The sequence below is a fragment of the Streptomyces sp. NPDC051051 genome, from assembly GCF_040682975.1.
Lineage (GTDB): Bacteria > Actinomycetota > Actinomycetes > Streptomycetales > Streptomycetaceae > Streptomyces.
Window position 1 is genome coordinate 1 of sequence record NZ_JBFBCB010000032.1, and the last position, 24,139, is coordinate 24,139.

The 24,139-nt window shown below is 71.3% G+C and carries 24 protein-coding genes and 1 pseudogene; 9 read left to right on the top strand and 16 right to left on the bottom strand.

All coding sequences use genetic code 11. The features are described 5' to 3' along the window. Window positions 1–93 precede the first annotated feature (93 nt). The gene (locus tag AB0N31_RS23265) at window positions 94–2,466 is read right to left on the bottom strand and encodes an HAD-IC family P-type ATPase (RefSeq protein WP_366060314.1); all 2,373 of its coding nucleotides are present in this window, start codon (window positions 2,464–2,466) and stop codon (window positions 94–96) included. A 169-nt stretch (window positions 2,467–2,635) separates the two neighbouring features. Then, window positions 2,636–2,890 carry a DUF2530 domain-containing protein gene (locus AB0N31_RS23270; RefSeq protein WP_366060315.1) on the bottom strand — a complete coding sequence of 85 codons (255 nt, stop codon included), beginning with the start codon at window positions 2,888–2,890 and terminating at the stop codon, window positions 2,636–2,638. Window positions 2,891–3,040: 150 nt separating this feature from the next. Here AB0N31_RS23270 and AB0N31_RS23275 point away from each other — a divergent pair, with 150 nt between their 5' ends. Next, on the top strand, window positions 3,041–4,492 hold the full coding sequence (locus AB0N31_RS23275) for an NCS2 family permease (protein WP_366060316.1): 1,452 nt from the start codon (window positions 3,041–3,043) through the stop codon (window positions 4,490–4,492). Window positions 4,493–4,599: 107 nt separating this feature from the next. Here the strand turns inward: AB0N31_RS23275 and AB0N31_RS23280 are convergent, their stop codons facing one another. Beyond that, window positions 4,600–4,782, bottom strand: coding sequence for a ribbon-helix-helix protein, CopG family (locus AB0N31_RS23280; RefSeq protein ID WP_366060317.1), 183 nt, complete (start codon window positions 4,780–4,782; stop codon window positions 4,600–4,602). Window positions 4,783–4,946: 164 nt separating this feature from the next. Here AB0N31_RS23280 and AB0N31_RS23285 point away from each other — a divergent pair, with 164 nt between their 5' ends. The 3 genes from AB0N31_RS23285 to thpR are packed head-to-tail and all read left to right on the top strand — an operon-like array spanning window position 4,947 to window position 7,383. Beyond that, entirely contained in the window at window positions 4,947–5,384 is a 438-nt protein-coding gene (locus AB0N31_RS23285; protein WP_363086778.1) for a MarR family transcriptional regulator, read from the top strand. 24 nt (window positions 5,385–5,408) lie between these two features. Beyond that, window positions 5,409–6,773: an MFS transporter gene (locus AB0N31_RS23290; protein WP_366060318.1), complete on the top strand. Its 1,365-nt coding sequence runs from the start codon at window positions 5,409–5,411 to the stop codon at window positions 6,771–6,773. 37 nt (window positions 6,774–6,810) lie between these two features. Beyond that, entirely contained in the window at window positions 6,811–7,383 is a 573-nt protein-coding gene (gene thpR / locus AB0N31_RS23295) for an RNA 2',3'-cyclic phosphodiesterase (protein WP_366060319.1), read from the top strand. 258 nt (window positions 7,384–7,641) lie between these two features. Here the strand turns inward: thpR and AB0N31_RS23300 are convergent, their stop codons facing one another. From AB0N31_RS23300 to AB0N31_RS23310, 3 genes are all read right to left on the bottom strand, one after another. Next, complete coding sequence (locus AB0N31_RS23300) at window positions 7,642–8,634, bottom strand: aldo/keto reductase (RefSeq protein ID WP_366060320.1); 993 nt, start codon at window positions 8,632–8,634, stop codon at window positions 7,642–7,644. Between the two features lie 48 nt (window positions 8,635–8,682). After that, on the bottom strand, window positions 8,683–9,270 hold the full coding sequence (locus AB0N31_RS23305; protein WP_366060321.1) for a Uma2 family endonuclease: 588 nt from the start codon (window positions 9,268–9,270) through the stop codon (window positions 8,683–8,685). A 121-nt stretch (window positions 9,271–9,391) separates the two neighbouring features. Further along, the gene (locus AB0N31_RS23310; protein WP_366060322.1) at window positions 9,392–10,066 is read right to left on the bottom strand and encodes a GDSL-type esterase/lipase family protein; all 675 of its coding nucleotides are present in this window, start codon (window positions 10,064–10,066) and stop codon (window positions 9,392–9,394) included. An 88-nt stretch (window positions 10,067–10,154) separates the two neighbouring features. On the opposite strand from AB0N31_RS23310, the gene AB0N31_RS23315 reads away from it, so the two are divergent. After that, window positions 10,155–11,132 (top strand): WD40 repeat domain-containing protein, encoded by a 978-nt coding sequence (locus AB0N31_RS23315; RefSeq protein ID WP_366060324.1) that lies wholly within the window; start codon window positions 10,155–10,157, stop codon window positions 11,130–11,132. A 167-nt stretch (window positions 11,133–11,299) separates the two neighbouring features. Continuing rightward, window positions 11,300–12,835, top strand: coding sequence for a cellulase family glycosylhydrolase (locus AB0N31_RS23320; protein ID WP_366060325.1), 1,536 nt, complete (start codon window positions 11,300–11,302; stop codon window positions 12,833–12,835). 248 nt (window positions 12,836–13,083) lie between these two features. Here the strand turns inward: AB0N31_RS23320 and AB0N31_RS23325 are convergent, their stop codons facing one another. From AB0N31_RS23325 to AB0N31_RS23335, 3 genes are all read right to left on the bottom strand, one after another. Beyond that, window positions 13,084–13,977, bottom strand: coding sequence for a virginiamycin B lyase (locus tag AB0N31_RS23325; RefSeq protein WP_366060391.1), 894 nt, complete (start codon window positions 13,975–13,977; stop codon window positions 13,084–13,086). Between the two features lie 634 nt (window positions 13,978–14,611). Beyond that, window positions 14,612–15,508: a PaaX family transcriptional regulator C-terminal domain-containing protein gene (locus AB0N31_RS23330; protein WP_366060326.1), complete on the bottom strand. Its 897-nt coding sequence runs from the start codon at window positions 15,506–15,508 to the stop codon at window positions 14,612–14,614. Beyond that, window positions 15,505–16,113 carry a GNAT family N-acetyltransferase gene (locus AB0N31_RS23335; protein WP_366060327.1) on the bottom strand — a complete coding sequence of 203 codons (609 nt, stop codon included), beginning with the start codon at window positions 16,111–16,113 and terminating at the stop codon, window positions 15,505–15,507. Before AB0N31_RS23335 ends, AB0N31_RS23330 begins: the two co-directional genes overlap by 4 nt. A gap of 171 nt (window positions 16,114–16,284) precedes the next feature. Here AB0N31_RS23335 and AB0N31_RS23340 point away from each other — a divergent pair, with 171 nt between their 5' ends. Beyond that, window positions 16,285–17,322, top strand: coding sequence for a CocE/NonD family hydrolase (locus AB0N31_RS23340; protein WP_366060328.1), 1,038 nt, complete (start codon window positions 16,285–16,287; stop codon window positions 17,320–17,322). Between the two features lie 77 nt (window positions 17,323–17,399). Here AB0N31_RS23340 and AB0N31_RS23345 read toward each other — a convergent pair whose 3' ends face one another. Both AB0N31_RS23345 and AB0N31_RS23350 read right to left on the bottom strand, forming a co-directional pair. Continuing rightward, window positions 17,400–17,624 carry a hypothetical protein gene (locus tag AB0N31_RS23345; protein ID WP_366060329.1) on the bottom strand — a complete coding sequence of 75 codons (225 nt, stop codon included), beginning with the start codon at window positions 17,622–17,624 and terminating at the stop codon, window positions 17,400–17,402. Between the two features lie 46 nt (window positions 17,625–17,670). After that, window positions 17,671–18,108, bottom strand: coding sequence for an ATP-binding protein (locus AB0N31_RS23350; RefSeq protein WP_366060330.1), 438 nt, complete (start codon window positions 18,106–18,108; stop codon window positions 17,671–17,673). A gap of 137 nt (window positions 18,109–18,245) precedes the next feature. Between AB0N31_RS23350 and AB0N31_RS23355 the strand changes: the two genes are divergently transcribed. Together AB0N31_RS23355 and AB0N31_RS23360 are read left to right on the top strand one after the other, a co-directional pair. Further along, entirely contained in the window at window positions 18,246–19,115 is an 870-nt protein-coding gene (locus AB0N31_RS23355) for a helix-turn-helix transcriptional regulator (RefSeq protein ID WP_366060331.1), read from the top strand. Beyond that, a complete protein-coding gene (locus AB0N31_RS23360; protein ID WP_366060332.1) occupies window positions 19,112–19,291 on the top strand; it encodes a DUF397 domain-containing protein in 180 nt (59 codons plus the stop codon). The genes AB0N31_RS23355 and AB0N31_RS23360 overlap by 4 nt, the downstream gene beginning before the upstream one ends. Window positions 19,292–19,307: 16 nt before the next feature. Here AB0N31_RS23360 and AB0N31_RS23365 read toward each other — a convergent pair whose 3' ends face one another. The 5 genes and pseudogenes from AB0N31_RS23365 to AB0N31_RS23385 form a co-directional block, all read right to left on the bottom strand. Continuing rightward, window positions 19,308–20,174, bottom strand: a complete 867-nt coding sequence (locus AB0N31_RS23365) for a helix-turn-helix transcriptional regulator (protein WP_366060333.1) — start codon at window positions 20,172–20,174, stop codon at window positions 19,308–19,310. Window positions 20,175–20,189: 15 nt separating this feature from the next. After that, window positions 20,190–20,384, bottom strand: a pseudogene (locus AB0N31_RS23370) (DUF6879 family protein); the annotation flags it as partial. Window positions 20,385–20,463: 79 nt separating this feature from the next. Beyond that, entirely contained in the window at window positions 20,464–21,582 is a 1,119-nt protein-coding gene (serC, locus tag AB0N31_RS23375; RefSeq protein WP_366060334.1) for a phosphoserine transaminase, read from the bottom strand. A 115-nt stretch (window positions 21,583–21,697) separates the two neighbouring features. Further along, a complete protein-coding gene (locus AB0N31_RS23380; protein WP_366060335.1) occupies window positions 21,698–22,945 on the bottom strand; it encodes a cytochrome P450 in 1,248 nt (415 codons plus the stop codon). Then, window positions 22,942–24,132 (bottom strand): cytochrome P450, encoded by a 1,191-nt coding sequence (locus AB0N31_RS23385; protein ID WP_366060392.1) that lies wholly within the window; start codon window positions 24,130–24,132, stop codon window positions 22,942–22,944. The genes AB0N31_RS23380 and AB0N31_RS23385 overlap by 4 nt, the downstream gene beginning before the upstream one ends. Window positions 24,133–24,139 lie beyond the last annotated feature (7 nt).

A 24,139-nucleotide genomic window follows, 5' to 3' on the forward strand; every position in this document is an offset into this window, starting at 1 on the left:
CCGCTACGAACGCAAGGCCGACCACTTCCTCGCCTTCACCAGCATCGCCTGCACCCTCATCTGCTACCGCAGACTCGCCAAATGAGATGACGTCTAAGCCGGCACGCGGCGGTCGATCCACCTCCACAGGAGTTCCAGGACGGCCGCCGCGACCGCGGCGACCCCCACCGCGGTCCACGGCATGGCCATGCCGACCAGCTTCAGCGCGAAGAAGTCCTGGAGCCACGGCACCGCCAGCACGAGCACGAAGGCCGCTCCCATGGCCGCCACCAGCAGGACCCGCCACCAGGTGTAGGGCCGGGCGATGATCGCCAGCACCCACATCGAGATCAGGAACAGGGTCAGCGTCGCCGCGCTCGTCTCGGCCTCCAGCGACCCCGCCCCGATGTAGTGGTGCCGGGCGACCAGGTACGTCACGAAGGTCGCCACCGCGGCCAGCACCCCGCCCGGGACCGAGTACCGCATCACCCGCCGTACGAAGTGGGGCTGCGCGCGCTCCTTGTTGGGGGCGAGGGCGAGGAAGAACGCCGGGACGCCGATCGTCAGCGTCGACAGCAGGGTGAGGTGGCGGGGCAGGAACGGGTACTCCACCTGCCAGCACACCACCAGCAGCGCCAGCAGCACCGAGTACACGGTCTTCACCAGGAACAGCGTGGCCACCCGCGTGATGTTGCCGATGACCCGCCGGCCCTCCGCCACCACCGACGGGAGCGTGGCGAAGCTGTTGTCCAGCAGCACGATCTGGGCCACCGCCCGCGTGGCCTCCGAGCCGGAACCCATCGCCACGCCGATGTCCGCGTCCTTCAGCGCGAGGACGTCGTTGACGCCGTCCCCGGTCATCGCGACCGTGTGCCCGCCCGCCTGGAGGGCGCCGACCATGTCCCGCTTCTGCTGCGGGGTGACCCGCCCGAACACCGTGCCCTCGTCGAGCGCGGCGGCCATCGGCTCCCGCTCCGCGGGCAGCCGGCGCGCGTCCACCGCACGGCCGTCCAGGCCCAGCTTGGCGGCCACGGCGCCCACGGACACCGCGTTGTCGCCGGAGATGACCTTGGCGCGGACGTCCTGTTCGGCGAAGTAGCGCAGGGTGTCGGCCGCGTCGGGGCGCAGCCGCTGCTCCAGGACGACCAGGGCGGTGGCGCGGGCGCCGCGGGTGGCCTCGGGGTCGTCGAGGCCGTGCGGGGTACGGGCGAGGAGCAGCACGCGCAGGCCCTGCTCGTTGAGCCGCTCCGTCTCGGCGAGGGCGGGGTCACCGTCGGCGAGGAGGACGTCGGGGGCGCCGAGCAGCCACGTGCTGCTCGCGCCGTCGCCCTCGTCGAAGGCGGCGCCGCTGTACTTGCGGGCGGAGGAGAAGGGCAGGGACCCGGTGCGGCGCCAGTCCCCGGTGTCCGGGCAGGCGTCGACGATCGCCTGGAGGGAGGCGTTGGGCCGCGGGTCGGACGCGCCGAGCGCGCCGAGCACCTTGCGGACGTACCCGTCGTCGCCGCCGTCGAGGGCGCGGACCTCGGCGACGTCCATGCCGCCCTCGGTGAGGGTGCCGGTCTTGTCCAGGCAGACGGTGTCGACGCGGGCGAGGCCCTCGATGGCCGGCAGTTCCTGGACGAGGCACTGTTTGCGGCCGAGCCGGACGACGCCGATGGCGAAGGCGACGGAGGTCAGCAGGACGAGGCCCTCCGGGACCATCGGCACGATCCCGCCGACGGTCCTCGCGATCGACTCCTTGAGGTCGTTGTTCTTGACGAAGAGCTGGGTGATCACCAGGCCGATCGCGGCCGGGACCATCATCCACGTCACGTACTTGAGGATCGTGGAGATGCCGGTGCGCAGCTCGGAGTGGACGAGGGTGAAGCGGGACGCCTCCTCGGCGAGCTGGGCGGCGTACGCCTCGCGCCCGACCCTGGTGGCCCGGAAGGCGCCGCCGCCCGCCACCACGAAGCTGCCGGACATCACCTGGTCGCCGAGGTGTTTGACGACGGGGTCGGCCTCACCGGTGAGCAGCGACTCGTCGATCTCCAGACCGTCGGCCTCGACGCACACCCCGTCCACCACGACCTTGTCGCCGGGCCCGATCTCGACGATGTCGTCCAGGACGAGGGAGGAGGTGCCGACGGCGACGGCGGCCCCGTCGCGCCGGACGGTGGGGCGGGCCTCGCCGATGACGGCGAGGGAGTCCAGGGTCTTCTTCGCCCGCCACTCCTGGACGATGCCGATGCCGGTGTTGGCGAGGATGACGTACCCGAAGAGGCTGTCCTGCACCGGGGCGACGAACAGCATGACGACCCAGAGGATGCCGATGATCGCGTTGAACCGGGTGAAGACGTTGGCCCGGACGATCTCGCCGACCGAGCGGCTGCTGCGGACGGGCACGTCGTTGACCTGACCGCGCGCCACGCGCTCGGCGACCTCGGCGGCGGTGAGCCCGGTCGCCGCGGGGGCCCGGGCGGTGGCGGCGGCGTCGGTGTGGGTCATGGCATCGACGGTACGTGCGGACGGAGGTGTTCACCCGCCGGGGTGGCGGAAGATCCGACCTGGGGAGGACGGCCCTCGTGCGGGGGTGGCACGTGCCGGCCACGGGTTCCCCGACTCCCGGCTCCGGGGACACCCCGACCTCCGCTCCGGGGACGCCCCGGCTCCGCGGTCACCGCTGTTCGGCGGCGCCCCGCTTGATCGCCGCGTCCCGCCTGCGGACGTACCAGATGCCGATGAACCCCAGACCGCCGCCCGCGAGGCAGGTCCACAGCCACCAGAGGTGGCCGTGGTCGTCGAACCAGCCGTAGAAGGGCAGCTGGACGAGGAAGAGGGCGAACCAGAGGATCGTGCCGCCGGTGATGGTGGCGACCACGGGGCCCTCCAGGGGCTCCGGCGCCTCGTGCTTGGGGGTCCACTTCGCCATGGGGACAGCCTACGAGGCGATCAGTTCTACGCGCGGAGATGGTGTTCGCCGATTTATGTGTTCATACTGAATCCGTTTGCCTCTGACCATTTTCATTCGTAGGAAGCGCCAAAGCGGCATGGGGGATGTCCGCCGGTGATGAGGTTCCACATGTCCACCTCGGCCCCCGCCAAGGTCCCCGCGCCCGGAGAACCGGGCGGCACGCCCGCCCACGGCGCGCTCGACCGCTTCTTCCGCATCTCCGAGCGGGGCAGCACGCTGCCCCGGGAGATCCGGGGCGGTTTCGCCACCTTCTTCGCGATGGCCTACATCATCGTGCTGAACCCGATCATCCTCGGCAGCGCGAAGGACATGTACGGGCACCAGCTCGACAACGGCCAGCTCGTCACCGCCACCTGCGTCACGGCGGCGTTCACGACGCTGCTGATGGGCGTCATCGGCAACGTGCCCATCGCGCTGGCCGCCGGCCTCGGCGTCAACTCCGTCGTCGCGCTCCAGCTCGCGCCCCGGATGGCCTGGCCGGACGCGATGGGCATGGTCGTCCTCGCCGGTCTCGTGGTCATGCTGCTGGTGGCGACCGGTCTGCGCGAGCGGGTCATGAACGCCGTGCCGTTCGGCCTGCGCAAGGCCATCAGCATCGGTATCGGCCTGTTCATCATGCTGATCGGTCTCGTCGACTCCGGCTTCGTCACCCGCATCCCGGACGTCGCCCAGACCACCGTCCCGCTCCAGCTCGGCAGCGACGGCCACCTCAACGGATGGCCGGTTCTCGTCTTCATCCTCGGCGCGCTGCTGACGCTCGCGCTGATCGTCCGCAAGGTGCCGGGCGCGATCCTCATCTCGATCGTCGCGATGACCGCGCTGGCGCTGGTCGTCGACGCGGTCGCCACCGTCCCGTCCTGGGGCCTGACCACCCCGGAGTGGCCCGGCAACCCCGTCGCCACCCCCGACTTCGGGCTCATCGGCGAGGTCAGCCTCTTCGGCGGCTTCGGCAAGGTCGGCGTGCTGACCGGCGTCCTCTTCGTCTTCACCGTGCTGCTGTCGTGCTTCTTCGACGCGATGGGCACGATCATGGGCGTCAGCGACGAGGCCAAGCTGACCGACGCGCAGGGCCAGATGCCCGGCATCAACAAGGTCCTCTTCGTCGACGGTCTCGCCGTGGCCGCCGGCGGCGCCAGCTCCTCCTCCGCCACCACCGCCTTCGTGGAGTCCACGGCCGGCGTCGGCGAGGGCGCCCGCACCGGCTTCGCGAACATCGTCACCGGCGGCCTCTTCACCGTCGCCCTGTTCCTGACCCCGGTCGCCACGATGGTCCCCTCCCAGGCGGCCACCCCGGCCCTCCTCGCGGTGGGCTTCCTGATCCTGGCCGGTTCGGTCAAGGAGATCGACTGGGCCGACTACACGATCGCGATCCCGGCCTTCGTCACGATGGTGATGATGCCGTTCACCTACTCGATCACCAACGGCATCGGCATGGGCTTCATCACCTTCGCGGTGCTGCGCCTGGCGGCCGGCCGCGGCCGTGAGGTGCCGGTCCCGATGTACGTGGTCTCCGCCGTGTTCGCCTTCTACTACCTGATGCCGGCCCTGGGCCTGACCTGAGCCGCGTGCCCGACCCGGGCCGCGTGCCTCGCCCGAGGGCGCGTGCCTCGCCCGGGCCGCGCGCCCGACCCGCGCCGTACGGCCTCACCCGGACCGCTTCCCGCGGCTCAGGTGAGGCCGTAGAACTTCTCCGTCTCCTCGACCGCGGTCTGGAACCGCTCGTCGAAGTCATCGCGCATGAGCGTCCGGACGACGTAGTCCTGGACGCTCATTCCTCTTCTGGCGGCATGGTGCCGGAGCCGTTCGAGCAGCTCGTGGTCCATTCGCAGGCTGAGCACATCGGTCCCCATGGCTACGAGGGTCGCGGCACGATCCGGGACGGTGGGTGCCGTTCCGCGCCCGCACCACCCGTTTGAGTGACATTGGGGTGATGTGGCGATTCAGTGGCGCGCGTCACGGGAAGCGACGCACCCCACGGTGTTCCTTAGTCAGAGTAATGAGTTACTCTAAATACATGCCGGACCTCGAACATGGCGACGACGCTGCCGCCGTGAACTCCCTGCGATCCGCCGTGATGCGGCTGTCCCGTCGGCTCAAGCACCAGCGCGTCGACGAGTCACTGAGCCCCACCGAGATGTCGGTGCTGGGCACCCTTTCCCTGTGCGGCAGTGCCACCCCCGGTGAGCTGGCCCGCAAGGAACACGTACAGCCGCCGTCGATGACCCGCATCGTGGCGCTCCTGGAGGCCAAGGGCCTGGTCCGGCTGGAGCCTCATCCCGAGGACCGCCGCCAGAAGGTCGTCACGAAGACCGAGCAGGCCGAGGCCATGCTCGCGGAGAGCCGCGCCAAGCGGAACGCCTTCCTGGCCACCCTGGTCGACGGTCTCGACGAGGACGAGTGGGCGAAGCTGCGCGCCGCCGCCCCCGTCCTGGAGAAGCTCGCACACCTGTAGGCACTTCGCGAGGAGGCGACCCTGTTGAGTACGGGACCCGGAGCACACTCCGCCCCCGCACCGACCACCCACGACTCTCCCCCCGGCCCGTCCGGGGGCACCCGCAGGTCCTCGATGTTCAGTTCCCTGAGGGTCAGGAACTACCGGCTGTTCTTCGCCGGCCAGGTCGTCTCCAACATCGGCACCTGGATGCAGCGCATCGCCCAGGACTGGCTGGTGCTGAGCCTCACCGGCTCCGCCACCGCCGTCGGCGTCACGACGGCCCTGCAGTTCCTGCCGATGCTCCTGTTCGGCCTCTACGGCGGCGTCCTCGTCGACCGCTGGCCCAAGCGCCGCACCCTCCTCTTCACCCAGCTGGCCATGGCCGTCACCGGGATCGCGCTCGCGCTGCTCACCCTCTCCGGACACGTCGAGGTCTGGCACGTCTACGTCGCCGCCTTCGCCGTCGGACTCGCGACCGTCCTGGACAACCCGGCCCGCCAGTCCTTCGTCTCCGAGATGGTCGGCCCCGACCAGCTCCAGAACGCGGTCAGCCTCAACTCCGCGAACTTCCAGTCCGCCCGCCTCGTCGGCCCGGCCGTCGCCGGCCTGATGATCACCGGGGTGGGCACCGGTTGGGCGTTCCTCGCGAACGGCCTGTCCTTCGTCGCGCCCATCGCCGGACTGCTGCTGATGCGGGGCCGCGAACTGCACGCCGTCCGGCGCGCCCCGCGCGGCAAGGGCCAGCTGCGGGAGGGCCTGCACTACGTCGCCGGCCGCCCGGACCTGATCTGGCCGATCGTCCTGGTCGGCTTCGTCGGCACCTTCGGCTTCAACTTCCCCGTCTACCTCTCCGCCTTCGCCGACGACGTCTTCCACGCGGGCGCCGGCTCCTACAGCCTCTTCAACACCCTGATGGCCGTCGGCTCGCTCGCCGGCGCGCTGCTCGCCGCCCGCCGCGGGACCTCCCGCATGCGGGTGCTGATCGCGGCGGCCGTGGCGTTCGGCGTGATGGAACTGGTCGCCGCCGCCGCCCCGTCCCTGTGGCTGTTCGCTCTGCTCATGGCGCCGATCGGCATGTTCGGCATGACGGTCAACGTCACCGCGAACACCACCATCCAGATGGGCACCGACCCGGCCATGCGCGGCCGCGTCATGGCCCTCTACATGATGGTCTTCCTCGGCGGCTCCCCGGTCGGCGCGCCGATCGCCGGCTGGATCACCGACGCGTACGGCGTCCGGGCGGGCCTCGCGGCGGGCGGCGCGGTCTCCGCGCTCGCGGCGGCGGTCGTCGGCCTGGTCCTGGCCCGCGTCGGCGGCCTGCGGCTCTCCGTCGGCTGGCGCCACGGCCACCCGGTCCTGCGGTTCGTCCCGCGGGAGCGGCGCAAGGAACTGTCGGCCGCGGTATGACCCGTCCGGGGCCGGTGGCGGAGGGCACACTGGCCCCATGAGACTCTTCGCCGCCGTGCTGCCCCCGCGGGACGTGGCCGACGAGCTCGCCGCCGAGGTCGCCGCGTTGCGGAGACTGCCCGGCGCCGACCGGCTGCGCTGGACCGGCCGCCCCGGCTGGCACCTCACCCTCGCCTTCTACGGCGAGGTCGACGAGGAGGCCGTGCCCGAACTGTCGGCACGGCTGGAGCGGGCCGCGCGGCGCACCGGGCCCTTCCCGCTGGCCCTGCGCGGCGGCGGGCAGTTCGGCCACGGGCGGGCGCTGTGGGCCGGGGCCGCGGGCGGGACGGCGGCGCTGCGGCTGCTGGCGGACCGGGCGGAGGCGGCGGGCCGCAAGGCGGGCCTGGACCTCGGCGAGCACCGCCGCTACAAGGCCCACCTGACGCTGGCCCGCAGCCGCGACGCCGTCGACCCCCGCCCCTACGTCGACTCGCTGCACACCTTCGCCGGCCGCGAGTGGACCGTGCGGGAGCTGACGCTCGTGCGCAGCGACCTGCCGAGGTCCGGAGTGCCCGGGGAGCAGCCGCGTTACGAGCCGGTCGGCCGCTGGGCGCTCGGCGCGGCCGGTTAGGCTCCAAGGGTGGACCCGAAGACCCGGAACCGGATCATGGCCGTTGCGCTCGTACTGATGTTCGTCGTGGTGGCGGTGGCGGCAGCCCTCGGAAAGTGACCGCCCGCCGCCGCGCACTGCTGCCGCAGGCCTGACGGGGGCGGCCCTCCTCCGGACGCCGGGGCTGCCGTCGCCCGCTCACCGGGAGGGACCTGCGGGCGGCCGGGCCCGCTGCCCGTCCGGAGCGGACCTCCGGGCAGGCGCGCCGTCGCCGCTCGACTACCAGGCGAAGGCCTCCGGTGACGGGCCGGGACCGGGGAACACCTCGTCGAGGCCCGCCAGCAGCTCCTCGCTCAGCTCCAGCTCGACCGCGCGCACGGCGGACGCGAGCTGCTCCGCCGTACGCGGGCCGACGATCGGGCCGGTCACGCCGGGCCGGGTGAGCAGCCAGGCCAGGGCGACCTCGCCGGGCTCCAGGCCGTGCTTGTCGAGCAGGTCCTCGTAGGCCTGGATCTGCTCGCGTGCCTTGGTGTCCTTGAGCGTGTCGGCAGCGCGGCCGCTCGCCCGGCGCCCCTGTGTGGCCTCCTTCTTGATGACCCCGCCCAGCAGGCCGCCGTGCAGCGGCGACCAGGGGATCACCCCGAGACCGTACTCCTGCGCCGCCGGGACGACCTCCATCTCGGCGCGGCGCTCGGCGAGGTTGTAGAGGCACTGCTCGCTGACCAGGCCGATGGTGCCGCCGCGCCGGGCGGCGATCTCGTTGGCCTGGGCGATCTTGTAGCCGGGGAAGTTGGAGGAGCCGACGTAGAGGATCTTGCCCTGCTGCACGAGCACGTCGATCGCCTGCCAGATCTCCTCGAAGGGAGTGTCCCGGTCGACGTGGTGGAACTGGTAGACGTCGATGTGGTCGGTCCGGAGCCGCTTCAGCGACGCGTCCACCGCCCGCCGGATGTTCAGCGCGGAGAGCTTGTCGTGGTTGGGCCAGACGTCGCCGTCGGTGCCCATGTTGCCGTACACCTTGGTGGCGAGCACGACCTTGTCGCGCCGCTCGCCGCCCTTGGCGAACCAGTTCCCGATGATGGATTCCGTACGGCCCTTGTTCTCGCCCCAGCCGTACACGTTCGCGGTGTCGAAGAAGTTGATGCCCGCGTCCAGTGCCGCGTCCATGATCGTGTGACTGTCGGCTTCGTCTGTCTGCGGTCCGAAGTTCATGGTCCCGAGGACCAGTCGGCTGACCTTGAGTCCGGTGCGTCCGAGCTGCGTGTACTTCATGGGAGTCAAGCCAACGGCTTGGAGTGGGCTCCAGGCAAGGGGAAGCGGTCAGTCGCGGGGGAAGGCGTCGGTCTTGAGGGTGAGGTCGACGACGGTCGCCGTCAGGTCGACGGCTCCGCCGAAGTCGACCCTCGTGCACATGACGTAGTGGCCTTCCTTGGGATCGGTGTAGACGTAGCAACGGCCCTGATAGGGATCCACGATGAGATAGACGGGCACCTCCGCGACCGCGTAGGCGGTCTTCTTCGGGCCGTAGTCGTTGATGGCCGTGCCCTGGGAGATGACCTCGGCGACGAACTCGACATCCTCGTGGTGCCAGCGGCCTTCGTCGTCCTTCTCGGCGGAGTCCCGGAGCTTGGCCACGTCCGGACAGAAACCGTTCTCGTGGCCCGGGAAGTCGATACGGACGTCAGAGAAGACCTTGACCTCCACCCCGAACCGATCCTCGACAGCCCGTACGATCCGGCGGATGATGCCCCAATGGGTGTCCCGTTGCGGTGTCATGAAGACGTTGCCCCCGACGATCTCGACCCTGAATCCTTCGGGGACGGGCATCTGCTCCAGCAGCTCGAACAACTCGTCCAAGCGCCTGGTGTTCGCGTCGGCCATGGCGATCCTGTCGTCTACGACGGTCATCGTGCCGCTCCTCCCCGGCTGCCCCAGCTCAGGCGCAGCCGCGCGGTACAACGATACGCATGGTGACTTGGTCACCCGGCGCACGCGGCACCACCGCGCGCCTTGCCTGCCCGCCCGGCGTTCAGCCCCCGTACGGCCCGCCCAGCCCCCACCCCTGGTGCAGGGCCTTCGCGAAGGTCTCCGCCAGCCGGTGTTCGCCGCTGGCGTTCGGATGGGTGCCGTCGTAGGTGTCGGTGGCGATGTCCCAGGTATCCGGGACCGGGGCCAGGAGGAGGGGGGAGGCCGGCTCGTCCAGGTCGGCGGCCGTCTTCGCGAGGAGTTCGTTGAAGCGGGTGACCTGTGCGGCGAACGGCTCGTCCTGTGCGGCGCGGATGTTGGGGATCACCGGCAGGAGGACCATGCCGACCTTCGGGTTCGCCTCCCGCGCCCGCTCCACGAAGAGGCGGACGTTCTGCGCCGTCTGCTCGGCGTTCGTGTAGAAGCCGAGGTCTATCAGGCCGAGGGAGACCAGCAGGACGTCCGCCCGGCAGTCGCGGACCGCGTCGCCGACGAGCGGGGCCATGTGCAGCCAGCCCTCGCCCCAGCCGGCCAGGTGGCGGCGGGGGAAGCCGGGATCGGCGTACGCCAGCGACGTGGGGGCGTCCGCCGCCTTGTCGTACAGCGTCTCGCGGGGGCCGACGAGCGTGACCGGGCCCCCGTACGTCGCGCACAGGTGCCGCCACAGGCGGTGACGCCAGGTGTGCTCGCCCGCGCTGCCGATCGTCATCGAGTCGCCGACGGGCATGATCCTGAGCATCCGCTCATCATGGGGGACGGGAGGGGCGCGTGGGATGTGAGTCGGACCACGAGTGAGGAACAGGCGGGCGGGATGGCAGGCTTGGGGCATGCGCCGACCGTTCGTCCTCCTCGCCGGGGCCCTGCTCGTGGGTGCGCTCGCCGCGCCCGCCTCCGCCGCCGACGGCGACAAGAGCTTCACGATCGAGGACCCGAGGATCACCGAGTCCAGCGGTCTGGCCGCCTCCCGGCAGCACCCCGGCGTCTACTGGACGCACAACGACAGCGACGACGGCCCCTACCTCTACGCCGTCGACGGCTCCACGGGCAGGACGGTCGCCCGCCTCACCCTCACCGGCATCGGCACCCCGCGCGACGTCGAGGCGATCTCCATCGGCCCGGACAACCGGATCCTCGTCGGGGACATCGGCGACAACCTCGGCGGCACCTGGCCGTACGTGTGGATCTACGAGCTGCCCGAGCCGAAGGAACTCAAGGACGCGACCGTGCGCGCCACGCAGTACGTCGTGACGTACTCCGACGGCGCCCGGGACGCCGAGTCGATGATCGTCCACCCGAAGACGGGGCGCGTCTACATCATCGACAAGAAGGAGGACGGCGGCCACCTGTACGAGGGCCCGGCCAAGCTCTCCGCCTCGGGGAAGAACGTCTTCCGCCCCGTCGCCCCCATCGACCTGTGGGCCACCGACGCCGCCCTCTCCCCGGACGGCGAACGGCTCGCCGTGCGCGGCTACTTCGGCGGCATCGACTACGACTGGAACGCCGGCGTCCCCAAGCGGCTCGGCCGCCTCGACGTGCCGTTGCAGCGGCAGGGCGAGTCCGTCACCTTCTCCGCCGACGGCTCGAAGCTGATGTACGGCACGGAGGGCGCCGGGGGCGAGGTCCAGGCGGAGGACGCGCCGGGCGACGCGGGGTCCAAGTCGTCCTCCGGCGGCGGCGGTTCGGCGTCCTCCTCCGACGAGGGCGAGGACTCCGGGACGAGCGGGAGCGTGAAGGTGGGCGCCGTCGCGGTGGCGGCCCTCTGCCTGGCCCTGTTCGGCCTCGGCCGGCTGCGGCGCAGGCGCTGAGGCGCCCGCCCCGGGCCGAGCTGGGACGCCCGCCCCGGGCGAAGCCGGAGTGCACCAGCTGACGTCGACCATCTTGACGTGTCCATGTGATCCCCTCTTCCATGGAGGCGCGGTTGTGGGAGCGCTCCCACTCTTTCCGGGCCGCACCCCCGAGAGGAAGCAGCGACATGTTCCGCACCTTGCGCAGAGCACTGTGCACGGCCGCCGCCGCACTCCTGCTGCCGCTGATCCCCCTGGCCGCGGCCCCGCAGGCGCAGGCCGTGGACGCCGGCGGAGCCGGGTACTGGCACACCAGCGGCCGCCAGATCCTGGACGCGTCCGGGCAGCCGGTCCGCGTCGCCGGCATCAACTGGTTCGGCTTCGAGACCTCCAACAACGTCGTCCACGGCCTGTGGTCCCGCGACTACAAGAGCATGATCGACCAGATCAGGACGACGGGGTACAACACCCTCCGGATCCCGTTCAGCGACGACATCCTCAAACCCGGCGCCATGCCCAACAGCATCGACTTCTCCGCCGGGAAGAACGCCGACCTGCAGGGACTCACCTCCCTCCAGGTACTGGACAAGATCGTCGGGTACGCCGGCCAGACCGGCGTCAAGGTCATCCTGGACCGGCACCGCCCGGACGGGGCGGGCCAGTCGGCGCTCTGGTACACCGCGGCGGTCCCGGAGTCGACGTGGATCGCCAACCTCAAGTCGATCGCCGGGCGTTACGCCGGCAACCCCGCCGTCGTGGGCATCGACCTGCACAACGAGCCGCACGACCCCGCCTGCTGGGGCTGCGGCGACACGACGAGGGACTGGCGGCTGGCGGCCCAGCGCGCCGGGAACGCCGTCCTCTCCGTCAACCCGAACCTGCTGATCTTCGTGGAGGGCGTGCAGACCTTCGAGGGGGTCTCCGGCTGGTGGGGCGGCAACCTGATGGGCGTCGCCCGGTACCCGGTCCAGCTCGACGTCCCGAACCGGGTCGTCTACTCCGCCCACGACTACGCGACCAGCGTGGCCCAGCAGAGCTGGTTCAGCGACCCGGCGTTCCCCGCGAACATGCCCGGGATCTGGGACAAGTACTGGGGCTACATCTTCAAGCAGAACATCGCCCCGGTGTGGGTGGGCGAGTTCGGCACCACCCTCCAGTCGACGGTCGACCAGAAGTGGCTGACGGCACTGGTGGACTACCTGCGGCCCACGTCGACGTACGGCGCCGACTCCTTCCACTGGACGTTCTGGTCCTGGAACCCCAACTCCGGTGACACGGGCGGCATCCTGAAGGACGACTGGCAGACCGTGGACACGGTCAAGGACGGCTACCTGACGAGCGTCAAGGCGCCCGGCTTCGCGCCGGGGACCGGGAGCGGTGACCCCGGCGACCCGGACAACCCCGGTGATCCGGGCGGCGGTACGGCCGCCTGCACCGCCGCGTACACGGTCGGCAGCGACTGGGGCGGCGGCTTCAACGCCGACGTGAAGGTCACCAACACCGGTACGACGGCGATCAGTTCCTGGAAGGTGACCTGGACCTGGCCCGGCTCGCAGAAGGTCACCAGCATGTGGAACGCCTCGTACACCCAGAGCGGCTCGACGGTCACGGCGACGAACGCCGCCCACAACGGGGCGCTCGCGGCGGGCGGTTCGGCGAGCTTCGGCTTCGGTGCGGCGCCGGGGGGCGGAGGCGTGCCGAGCGTGAGCTGCACGGCGGCCTGAGCTGCACGTCGGCGTGAGCGGTGCGGCCGTGGGCGGGGGGTGTCCGGCGGTGGCCGGGCACCCCTGGCAGCTTCTTCCGGTCCAGCGGTCGATGGACCGGTTCCGCGACGGCGTCCCGGTCCGGCCAGGACCTCTGTGACGTCCGTGACGGCGGGCTCTCGCCGAACGCGCCGCGACACCGGCACACGGCTGCCCCGCGCGCCCGAGACGCGCGCGGTGCTCCGGAGCGGCGGTTCCTCGTCCCGAGGCTACGGTTCCACCCGAGCGGCCCCTCCCGTCTCGAGGGCCGCCCAGAGAGCGCCGTCGGGCCCCAGGGTGATGCCGTGCGGCTCGGACGACGGTGAGGGCAGGCCGTACTCGGCGATCTCGCCGCCGTCGGTGATGTGGCCGATGCGGTTGGCTCCCCATTCGGTGAACCAGCAGTTCCCGGGGGAGGCCGCGACGATGGCGTGGGGTCCGGCCGCGCGGTCGGGGAGGGGGAACTCCTCGATCGCGCCGTCCACCGAGATCCTGCCGATCTGGCCCGCCGCGATCTCGACGAACCACAGGGCGGCGCCGTCACTGGTGATGCCCACGGGTGCGGCGCCGGGGGTGGGGAGCGGGTGAACGGCGATGTCCCCGTGAACAGTGATGCGGCCGATGGCGTTCGCCTGGTTGAGGGTGAACCACAGGGCCCCGTCAGGGCCCGCGGTGATGGCGGAGGGGAAGGCGCCCGGACGGGGAAGGGCGAACTCGGTGATCTCTCCCGTGCCGGTGATGCGGCCGATCCGGTCGGTGTTCATCTCCGTGAACCACATCGCGCCGTCCGGACCGGCGGTGATGCCGAAGGGCCCGCCGGCGGGGGTCGGCAGGGGGAAGGACTCCGTCTCACCGTCGGTGGTGACGCGGCCGATCCGGTGGTCCCGGGACCGGGTGAACCAGAGGGCTCCGTCGGGCCCGGGAGTGATGACCGTGGGGCCGCATCCGGGCGAGTCCAGGGGGTGTTCGGTGAGTTCGCCGCCAAGGGTGAGACGCGCGACGCGGCCGCTGTGCACGAAGGTGAGCCACAGCGCGCCGTCAGGTCCGGCCGTGATGCCGTACGGCCCGGCCTTCTCGTCCGTCACGGAGATCTCCCTGATGGTCGGGGCGTCGTAAGGGGGCACGGCAACTCCTCGTGGGGGCGGGGACCGATCGATGTTCCCGACCGAGGCCGCGACCCGGTCCCGCACCAGGCCGGGAACGATCGCGGCAAGACCGACAGGCCGGGTCGTGGGGACGTCGTGGTGCGAGCTGATGTCGGTCGGCCGGCGGCCGGGGCCGGCATCGGCCCTGGTCCGCTCGTGGCCACGCGGGTCGAGGGCGCTCGGACGGCACTCGCTCACCAGGTGGGACGCCGTACCCGTCCGGACCGCGGCGTCGTGTCCGCTGCCGTGGACGAGCGGCACGCCCTGACCGCGACCGCCGAAGTCCCCACCGGACGGGACCCCGTCCACGCCAGGGATCTCGATCTCCGCTCCGGCCACCACCGCACCCTGCCCACGGGAGGACAGCAAGGTCAACTCCTTTTCTCACGGGAGGTCAGGGCGGGCCGAGGACGCGGTGGGACCGCCGGGGACGGAGGACACACCCGCGGCCCGCTGTGTTCCGCCGGCCGTGAGGCACCGACCGGGACACCGACGGTGCCTCACGGCCGGCGGGACCCGGTCCCCCTGCCGTCGGGCCGAGGAGACGTTCGAGGGGAGCACCCGGCCCGCGGGCGTTCCCGAGGCAGTTCGCGTAGGCGGTGGTGGAGGCCGGTCACTCTGCCGGGCGCAGCGCGTCGGCGTAGAGCGCGAACAGGCGGGGGGCGGAGGCCCGCCCTGTCGGCGGGGCTTGGCGCAGGCGCTCCCAGCAGTCGGCTGCCAGGCGGCGGGCGCGGGTTCCGGGCCACGGCTGGGGGAGGAGCTGCGGCGGCAGGAGCGGGTCGGGATCCATCGCGGCGGTGAATCGAGCGGCGAGCTCGACGGCCATGGTGAGCCGCTCGGCGTCCTGCGCACGCGGCCCCTCGGTGAGCCGCGTCAGGCGTGCTTCGGCGAAGGCGGCGAGATCTTCGTGCCGCTGGGCGATCTCGGCGAGGGGCCACAGCGCGGCGGCCAGTGCGCGGGGGTCGGTGGTGCCGCCGATCCGCAGGTCGGTGGTGGTCAGTTGGGTGAGGGTGTGGAGGACGCCGAGATTCCGGGCCTGGGCTTCGACGAGTTCGGTGACGGGGTTGGCGGTGACGTACAGGCCGCTGTGGACGGATGCGGCGCCGAGGTGGCGCAGGTGCTCGCGCAGGGTGTCGCGGGCGGTCCGGCGGGATTCGGGGATGGCGAAGGCGAACAGGTGCCAGGTGCCGTCCCAGGGGGCGAGTCCGGCGTCCTGCCGGTAGGCGTGGCGGACGTGGGCCGCGTCGGGTGCCAGGGATCCGGTGACATCGGCCACGGTGTGGAGGGTGGCTTTTCGGCCGCGTCCTTCCTGTGTGAACCGGCCTTCGGCGACGAGGCGTTTGACGCACAGCCTGATCTGCTGGTCGCTCATGTCGAGCAGGCCGGCGACGGTGTACAACTCGCCGGCGTCGACGGTGCCGTCCTCGCGGACCAGGGCGTGCACGAGCAGCCGGGTGGGGATCTCCGGCCCGTCGTCCGCGTTTCCGGCTGGGGACGGGATGCTGTTCACCGTGTCCTCCGTTCGCTCGTCGCGTCCGCCGGGGTGACCGGGCGGTGCATGGTGGTGACCGCGCCGAAGCCCATCAGGCCACGCAGCCAGGGGGTCCGCTCGGTGCGGTGGGCGGTGAAGCCGTGCCGTTCGTAGAGCGCCTTGGCGCGGGGGTTGGCGTCGATGACGTCCAGGCGGATCCGGCGGCAGCCCCGGTCGGCGGCGACGGCCCCGATCTCCCGGAGGAGGAGGCTGCCGACGCCCTTGCCCCGGTGTGCCGCCTCGACGGCGATGCCGTCCATGACCAGTTCGCCTGCGGCGGGGGTGCGTTCGAACAGGGCGAGGACCGCCAGCCGGGGCAGGCCGCGGAAGCAGCCGTAGGTGGACAGGACGTCCCACACGCCGCCGCCGGTCAGGGCGCGGCCGCCGAGCTGATAGCCGGCCACGCCGACCACTTTGCCGTCGGCGAGCGCGACGATGCCCCGGTCGTGGTGGAGGTGATCCGCTATGAACGCCCGCCCGGTGCCGGGCGGGCCGAGCGCCGGGGTCAGCTTGCGGCCGAACGCTTCCCAGTACAGCGCCGCCACCTGTTCCTCGCTGCCTTCGGGGATGCCTCTGCGGACCACCGGCCCGCTTCCCGCTGAGTGCCGGGCATCGCCTGCTGTCGTCCGCACATCGCTCCCTCGTCGTCCACGGGACCACCTTGCATGAACAATAGCAATACGTTCATTCTCTGAACGAGCGTTTTTGCAAAGAACGATAAGGGGGCCGGGATGTTCCGGACACGGGGTGGGCCGATGCGACGCGGATGGCGCCGGGCGGTGTGGACGCTGGTGGGGGTGCTGCTGACGGCCGCCGGACTCGCCGGGGTCGTGGTGTGGCAGAACACGTACGCGCTGCGGGAGGAGAAGGTCTCGCTCCGGCACGACGGGAAGGTCCTCCAAGGCGTGCTCGCCCTGCCCGAGACGGGTGACGGGCCGTTCGGGCTGGTCGTCTTCGTCCACGGCGACGGGCCGATCGACGCGACGCACGAGACGTTCTACCGGCCGCTGTGGGAGTCCTTCGCCCGCGCGGGGTACGCCTCGCTGTCGTTCAGCAAGCCGGGGATCGGAGGGTCGGAGGGGGACTGGCTGGACCAGAGCATGACGGACCGGGCCGACGAGACACTGGCCGCCGTGAGGTGGGCCCGGAGCCGCCCCGACATCGACGACCGGCGCATCGGGCTCTGGGGGGCGAGCCAGGCAGGCTGGGTCCTGCCCAAGGTCGCCGCGAGAGATCGGCGGCTGCAGTTCGTCATCGCCGTCTCCCCGGCCGTCAACTGGCTGCGGCAGGGCCGCTTCAACCTCGTCGCCGAACTGGAGCGGGACGGGGCCACCGCCGAGCGGACGAACGCGGCGCTGCGCCGCCGGGAGACCACCCTGCGCCTGCTGGACAGGGGAGCGTCCTTCGCCGAGTACCGGGCCGCCGTGGGGGACGTGGAGGGCATGACGAGCGCGCGGTGGGCGTTCGTCGCCAAGAACTACCGCTCGGACGCGACCGCAGACCTGCGCGCCATGCGCGGCACTCCGGTCCTGCTGGTGCTGGCGGGTCACGACGTCAACGTGGACGTCGCCGACACCGAGGCCGTCTACCGCAAGGTCCTGCCGACGGAGTCCCTGACGGTCGCCCGCTATGCCGACGCCACCCACTCCCTGGTCGACCGCGCTCTGGAGAACTCCGACTGGCGCCTGACGCTGACCGCCGTCCTCGCGCCCCGGCAGCTGTACACCGACCGGTTCCTCGCGGACCAGGCCCGGTTCGTCCAGCGGCGCCCCGTCATCGAGGAGGTGCCGTGACTCCCCCCGGAGCGGCGACGGACGCGACCTCCCGGCGAGGGATCAGGGGGCGCGGCGGTACGGCGGCCTGAAAGGCGTCACGGTCCGAGGACGTACGGGCGCACCACGTCCTCGCCGGTCCGCCGGGACGGCGGTGCGGGCGGGGACGTGGTCGCCCAGTGGGCCGCGTCGTGGGGGAAGGGCAGGTAACGGCCGTTCGCGCGGGAGCGCTTGGACCAGCGGCGCCAGCGGGCGTCGTGGGGGTTCGGCAGCCGCCAGACGTAGGGGTCGGGCGAGCGGACCGCCTGCGCGAGATCGCTCATGAGGGGTTCAGGCGGTCGCGGCCGGGTGAACAGGCGGGCGACCGCGTCACAGAGCAGCTGGAACATGCGCCCTCGCCGGTACGTCCGCCTCCGCCTCCACCGGTGAGAACCGGGCCCACACGTGTTTCGCGTACGGCTCCTGCCGGCACCCCCAGGAGTCGGCCAGCGCCGCGACGAGCGCGAGGCCGCGACCGCCCTCCTCGTCCGGGCCGGAGTGGTGGGGCCGGGGGAGCCGGTCCCGGTCGGGGTCCGCGACCTCCAGGACCAGTTCGGTCCCGTGGAGGGTCAGCGTGACCTCGACCCGGGCGTCGGAGACGCGGCAGTGGGTCACGGCGTTGGTGACGAGTTCGTTGGCCAGGAGGGTGACGGAGTCGGCGAGTTGGCCGATGACGCCCCAGTCGGCGAGGGCCTTGCGGACACGTTGGCGGGCGTCGGGGACGTGCCGTCGGTGTTTGGGGATGCGGAAGGTTTCCGTCGGTGGCATGGGGTGAAGCTACGGACGTATCCGATACGCCCACAACCCTCTTCAGTGAATGCATGCACTTGTGCACTCGATCGAGTGATGGGGTCTCGAAGGCGATGACGCGTGTGGCATGGTTGCGGCCGGAGAGGGGAGGGCCCATGCCCGCAGGGGGACGACCAACCGTACGCAGCAGGCGACTTGGGACGGCACTCCGGCAGTACCGGCACGCCGCCAAGCTCGACCAGCCGCAGGCCGCCGAGATCATCGCGGCGAGCCAGGCCAGGGTCAGCCGCCTGGAGAGCGGACACGTCACCGCGCGCGTCATCGAAGTGCGCCTGCTGCTCGATGCGTACGGCGTCACGGACCCTGAAGTGCGCTCCAAACTGGAGGAGTTGGCCAAGCACTCGAAGAAGCGGGGCTGGTGGCTGGAGCACGCGGCGCACCTGCGGCCGGACTACCTCGACCACATCGCGCTGGAGGACGACGCCACCCACATCCGTGAGTGGCAGCCGGTGTTGGTGCCCGGTCTGCTGCAGACCCCCGCTTACGCCGAGGCGGTCACCACCGAGGGACCCAACTACGTATCTCCCGAGCGGATCACCCAGTTGGTGAAGGTCCGGGAGAGCCGTCAGGCGAAGATCGGAGAAGGCGGAGCGACGTACACCGCCATCGTGTGGGAGGCGGTCGTCGCTCGCCCTCTGGTGGATGTCGAGGTTCATAGGGAGCAGCTCTCCGCGATCCTCGAAGCCGGGAAGCGGAAGAACGTCACGATCCAGGTACTGCCCTTCAAGGCCGGGCTCCTGGCAGCCGCGACCTCGGCCTTCTCCACGTTCAGCTTCGACTCGGAGCCGACCGTCGAGGCGGTGACGCTGGAGAACCTGAGGGGCGCGTCAGTCCTTGAGGACCCCGAGGATCTGGCGGCTTACGCCAATACGTATGACCTACTACGATCATCCGCACTGGCTCCGGAGGCGAGCGCCAGTCTCATCCGGAGCGCACTGCGGACCCTCAAGGAAGACACGTCATGATCGAGGTCATAGGCCCGTTCCGGAAGTCCTCCTACTCGGGGCAGGAGAGCAACTGCGTGGAAGTGGCCGCCACCGCCGTCGACGGCCGCGCCGTCCGCGACAGCAAACGGCAGGACGGCCCGCTGATCGCCGTCTCCGGTCGGAGCTGGCGGGCGTTCCTGGGGCAGTTCCGGTAAGTGGTGGTGAGGACGGTCAGCCGGGTCGGCCTCGGGCCAGTGCGTGCCGCGCGGCAGTGATCACCTCATGTGCTCCGGCTCCGTACACCGCGGATTCTTTCAGCGTGTTCCACACCCGTAGGTACGTCGTGATGCTGTCGGAATCGTCCAGCCACAGCTCCGCGTGCCAGTCCTCGACGACCACCCGTCGTTCGTCATAGATCCAGAATCCGTTGCCCGGATAGATCTTGAGGGCGGCCGTGAACGGCACCACGCCGAGTTCCACGGTGTCCGGGCCCATGACGCTCGTGAGCCGGTCGAGCTGGGCGGCCAGTACCGGGGCAGGGCACACCAGCGTGTGCAAGGCGGCTTCCCACATCAGGATCCTGTACGTCCTGCCGGATTCGTAGAGGCACTCCTGGCGACGGATCCGTGCGCGTACCGCTGCCTCGGTGTCGCGTGGCGACCGCATGAGGTCGGCATGGCGAGTGAAGACGTGCCGGGCGTAGTCGGCGGTCTGGAGCATCCCGGGGACGAGGTTGTTCTCCCAGATGGTCAGGACCCGGGTGCGCTCGTGTTCGGCGGTGATCGCGTCCTGGACGGGCTTGTGCCCGGAGGCGAGTTGTCTCCGCCACGACCGGATGCGGGACTCGAACCCGCGGAGCTGGGCGAGCAGGCCGTCGTACGCCTCCGGACGGCCCGTGGCCTCGGCCCACGCCCTGAGTTCCTCGGCCTCGGCGGTCTGCCTGCCGTTCTCCAGCTTGCTGACCTTGGACTTGGTCCACCCCGGACCGAGGCGCTCCGCGAGTTGGGCGCCGGTGAGCCGACCGTCGGGGTGTGCGAGCCGCAGCTCCCGGAGCTGGACACCCAATGCCTCACGAGCCTGCTGATAGTCGGTGCTCACGGGGCCTCACGTCACTTACATGGCGGCTTTGAACTGATCGTACGGAACCGCATGGTGCCAGGCCGCGTCCCGCATCTGGCAGTAGCGGTTGACGGCCGCCGGCTCTGTGACGAGTTCGATGCCGACCAGTCCGTCGGCCTCGTCGAAGACGAGCCGGGAGTCGAAGAGCCAGAAGTCCTCGGCGGGCAGATGCAGCCGCGCGGAAACGGCACCCTAGCCTTCGTCGCCTGCGTACGGCGAGGGGCGCCCGGTGACCACCGGGCGCCCCTCGCCGTCGTACCGGGAACCGCTACAGCTGTTCGATGACGTAGTCGACGCACTTCGTCAGGGCCTCGACGTCCGCCGGGTCGATCGCCGGGAACATGGCGACGCGGAGCTGGTTGCGGCCGAGCTTGCGGTAGGGCTCGGTGTCGACGATGCCGTTGGCGCGCAGGACCTTGGCGACGGCCGCGGCGTCCACCTCGTCGGTGAAGTCGATCGTGCCGATGACCTGGGAGCGCTTGGCGGGGTCGGTGACGAAGGGGCTGGCGTGCTTGGACTCCTCCGCCCACGCGTACAGGCGGGTCGAGGAGTCCTTGGTGCGGGCCGTGGACCAGTCCAGGCCGCCCTGGCCGTTGATCCACTCCAGCTGCTGGTTGAGGAGGAACAGCGTGGCCAGGGCCGGGGTGTTGTACGTCTGGTTCTTGCGGGAGTTGTCGATCGCCGTGGGCAGCGAGAAGAACTCCGGGATGTGGCGGCCGGACGCGTGGATCCGCTCCGCGCGCTCGATCGCGGCCGGGGAGAACACGCCGATCCACAGGCCGCCGTCGGAGGCGAAGGACTTCTGCGGGGCGAAGTAGTAGACGTCCGTCTCGGCGATGTCGACCGGCAGACCGCCCGCGCCCGACGTGGCGTCGACCAGGACCAGCGCGCCCTCGTCGGCGCCCGCCACCCGCTTGATGGGGGCGGCGACACCCGTGGAGGTCTCGTTGTGCGTGAAGGCGTACACGTCGACGCCGGCCTCGGCCTCCGGGTCGGGGTGCGTGCCCGGGTCGGAGGAGACGACCGTCGGCTCGGCCAGCCACGGCGCCAGCTTGGCGGCCTTGGCGAACTTGGAGCTGAACTCGCCGAAGGTCAGGTGCTGCGACTTGTTCTCGATCAGGCCGTGCGTCGCGATGTCCCAGAAGGCGGTGGAGCCGCCGTTGCCGAGGACCACCTCGTAGCCCTCGGGGAGCCGGAACAGCTGGGAGATGCCCTCGCGCACCTGGCCGACCAGGTTCTTCACCGGGGCCTGGCGGTGGGAGGTGCCCAGCAGGGATGTGCCGGTCGCGGCCAGTGCGTCCAGCGCCTCCGTCCGCACCTTGGAGGGGCCCGCGCCGAAACGACCGTCGGCGGGCTTGATGTCAGCGGGAATCCGGATCTCAGCCACGAGCGGGAGCCTAGCGGCTCCGTGAAACCGGGGCGAAACGTCGTCCGGCCGCTGAGACACCGAGGGGGGACCGAGGAGGGAGGTGCGGGGGCCTGTCCCCCCGCACCGGAAGTGCTCAGCCGTGCAGGGTGACCGGCAGTTCGTACAGGTCGTTCTGCGTCACCACCGGCTTGTTGCGCAGCTCCGTCGCCGGGACCGCCAGGTCCAGGCCGGGGAAACGCGCGTAGAGGGCGGGCAGTGCCACGCCCGCCTCCAGGCGGGACAGCGCCGCTCCGGGGCAGACGTGCGGGCCGTGGCCGAAGGCGATGTGGCGGTTGGCCGTGTCGCGGGTGATGTCGAAGACGCCCGCCGACGGGCCGTGCGCCTCCTCGTCGCGGCCGATCGCGGCGTACGACACGATCAGCGCGTCCCCGGCCGGCAGCACCTTGTCCCCGACCGGTACGTCCTCGGTGGCGAAGCGGATCAGGACGTGGGAGGTCGGGGTGGCGTAGCGCAGGGTCTCCTCCACCACCGCCGACCAGTCCGCCGCGCCGGACAGGACCAGCGCCCGCTGCTCGGGGTGGAGGGAGAGGTTGACGACGGCGTTGACGATCAGCGAGATCGTCGTCTCGTGGCCGGCCGCGACCATCAGCTGGAGCGTGGAGACGATCTCCTCGTCGGTGAGGCGGTCGCCGTCCTCGGACGCCGCTATCAGCGCGGACGTCAGGTCGTCGCCGGGGTTCTCGCGCTTCTCGGCGACCGCCGCCGCCATGATCTGGGCCAGCTCGGTCAGCGTCGCCACGACCTCGGCCGGCGGGGTCTGCGTCGAGAAGAACTTCTCGAACAGCTCCTTCAGCCGCGGCAGCCGGTCCTCCGCGAGCCCCATCAGGTCCGCGATCACGTACATGGGCAGCGGGTAGGCGAACTCGGCCTTCAGGTCCACCGTGCCGGCCGGCAGCTCCGCGAGCCGGTCGAGCAGGCCCTCGGTCAGCTCGGCGATCCGCCCGCGCATCCGCTCCACCCGCCGGGGCGTGAGCGCCTGGGCGACCAGCGTGCGCAGCCGGCGGTGGTCCGCGCCGTCCACCGTCAGCATGGACCGGCCCGGGTTGGCCAGCCCGATCAGCGGCCAGTCGGAGGCGATCTCGCCGCGCTGCCAGGCACCCCAGACGTCGATGTCCTTGACGATCCTGGGGTCGGTCAGCAGCCGTTTCGCCTCGGCGTGGTGGGTGACCGCCCACACCGGCACGCCGCCCGGCAGTTCCACCGCGGCGAGCGGACCGGCGGCCCGCAGCGCGGCGCTCTCCCCGTCCAGGTCGGTGACGAAGGGGTCGAGGGCGATGCGTTTCTGCTCCGTACCGTTCGGCGCGTCCGTAGCAGCCGTCATGAGAGCGTGCCTCCAAGGGCGGGGGTGGGTGTGAACGTCACCGGCAGTTCCGTCAGACCGCGCAGCCACGGAGACGGACGGCGGGTCAGGGAGTCCGCCGGTGCGGCGAGGTCGATGTCCGGCAGCCGGTCCAGGACGACCTCGATGGCCGTCCGCGCGATGACCTCGGCGATCTCCTGCGCCGGGAACGGGCAGCGGTGCTCACCGTGGCCGAAGGAGAAGTGCGCGCTGTTGCCGCCGGTCAGGGCCGAGCCGTCGGTGCGCACCTGGGGATCGGAGTTGGCGCCCTGGAGGCCGAGCAGCAGCAGGTCGCCCGCGTGGACGTGGCGCCCGCCCAGATGGGTGTCGCGGGAGGCCCAGCGGCCGGCGACGTTCTGGGTGGGGGCGTCCTCCCACAGCACCTCGTTCATGGCCTCGGCGACGCTGTTGCGGCCGCCGAACAGGGAGGCCGCGAACCGGCTGTCCGTCAGCATCAGCCGCAGCGAGTTGCCGATCCAGTCGGCGGTCGGCTGGTGGCCGGCCGCCATCATCACCATCAGGTCCTGGACGATCTCCTCGCCGGTGAACCCGGAGGGGTCGGCGAGCATCCGCGAGACCACGTCGTCGGCCGGGGCCTCCGTGCGGTCGGCCACCAGCCGCATCATCGACGTGAACAGGTGGGTCTGGCCCGCCAGGGCCCGCTCCCGGCCGTCGATCATGTCGTTGAGCGCGGTGACCAGGGCCGGGCCCTCGTCGTCGGCGAAGCCGTAGAGGCGGGCCAGCACCCGCACCGGCAGCAGCATCGCGTACTCGCCGACGATGTCGGCCCGGCCGCGCGGACAGATGCCGTCGATCAGCTCGTCGGCGAACTTCTCGGCGTACCGGCGCAGTTCGAACGCGTCGACCGCCTCCAGCGCGTTGCCGAGCATCGCGGCCCGTTCGCGGTGCCGCTCGCCGACCGTGTAGAGGATCGACGCCTGCTTGCGGCCGATCATCGGCAGCAGCGGCCAGTCGTCGGGGATGGCGTCCCACTGGCTCCACAGCTCGGAGTCACGGCTGAAGAGCACCGGATCGCCGGTGACCTGGTGCAGCTCGCGGTAGCCGAGCACCAGCCAGGCCGGTACGTCGCCGTCCAGCAGCACCGGTACGACGGGACCGTGCTCGCGCCGCATCTCCCGGTACACCCGGGTCGGGTCGTCCTGGAGCAGTGCGCCG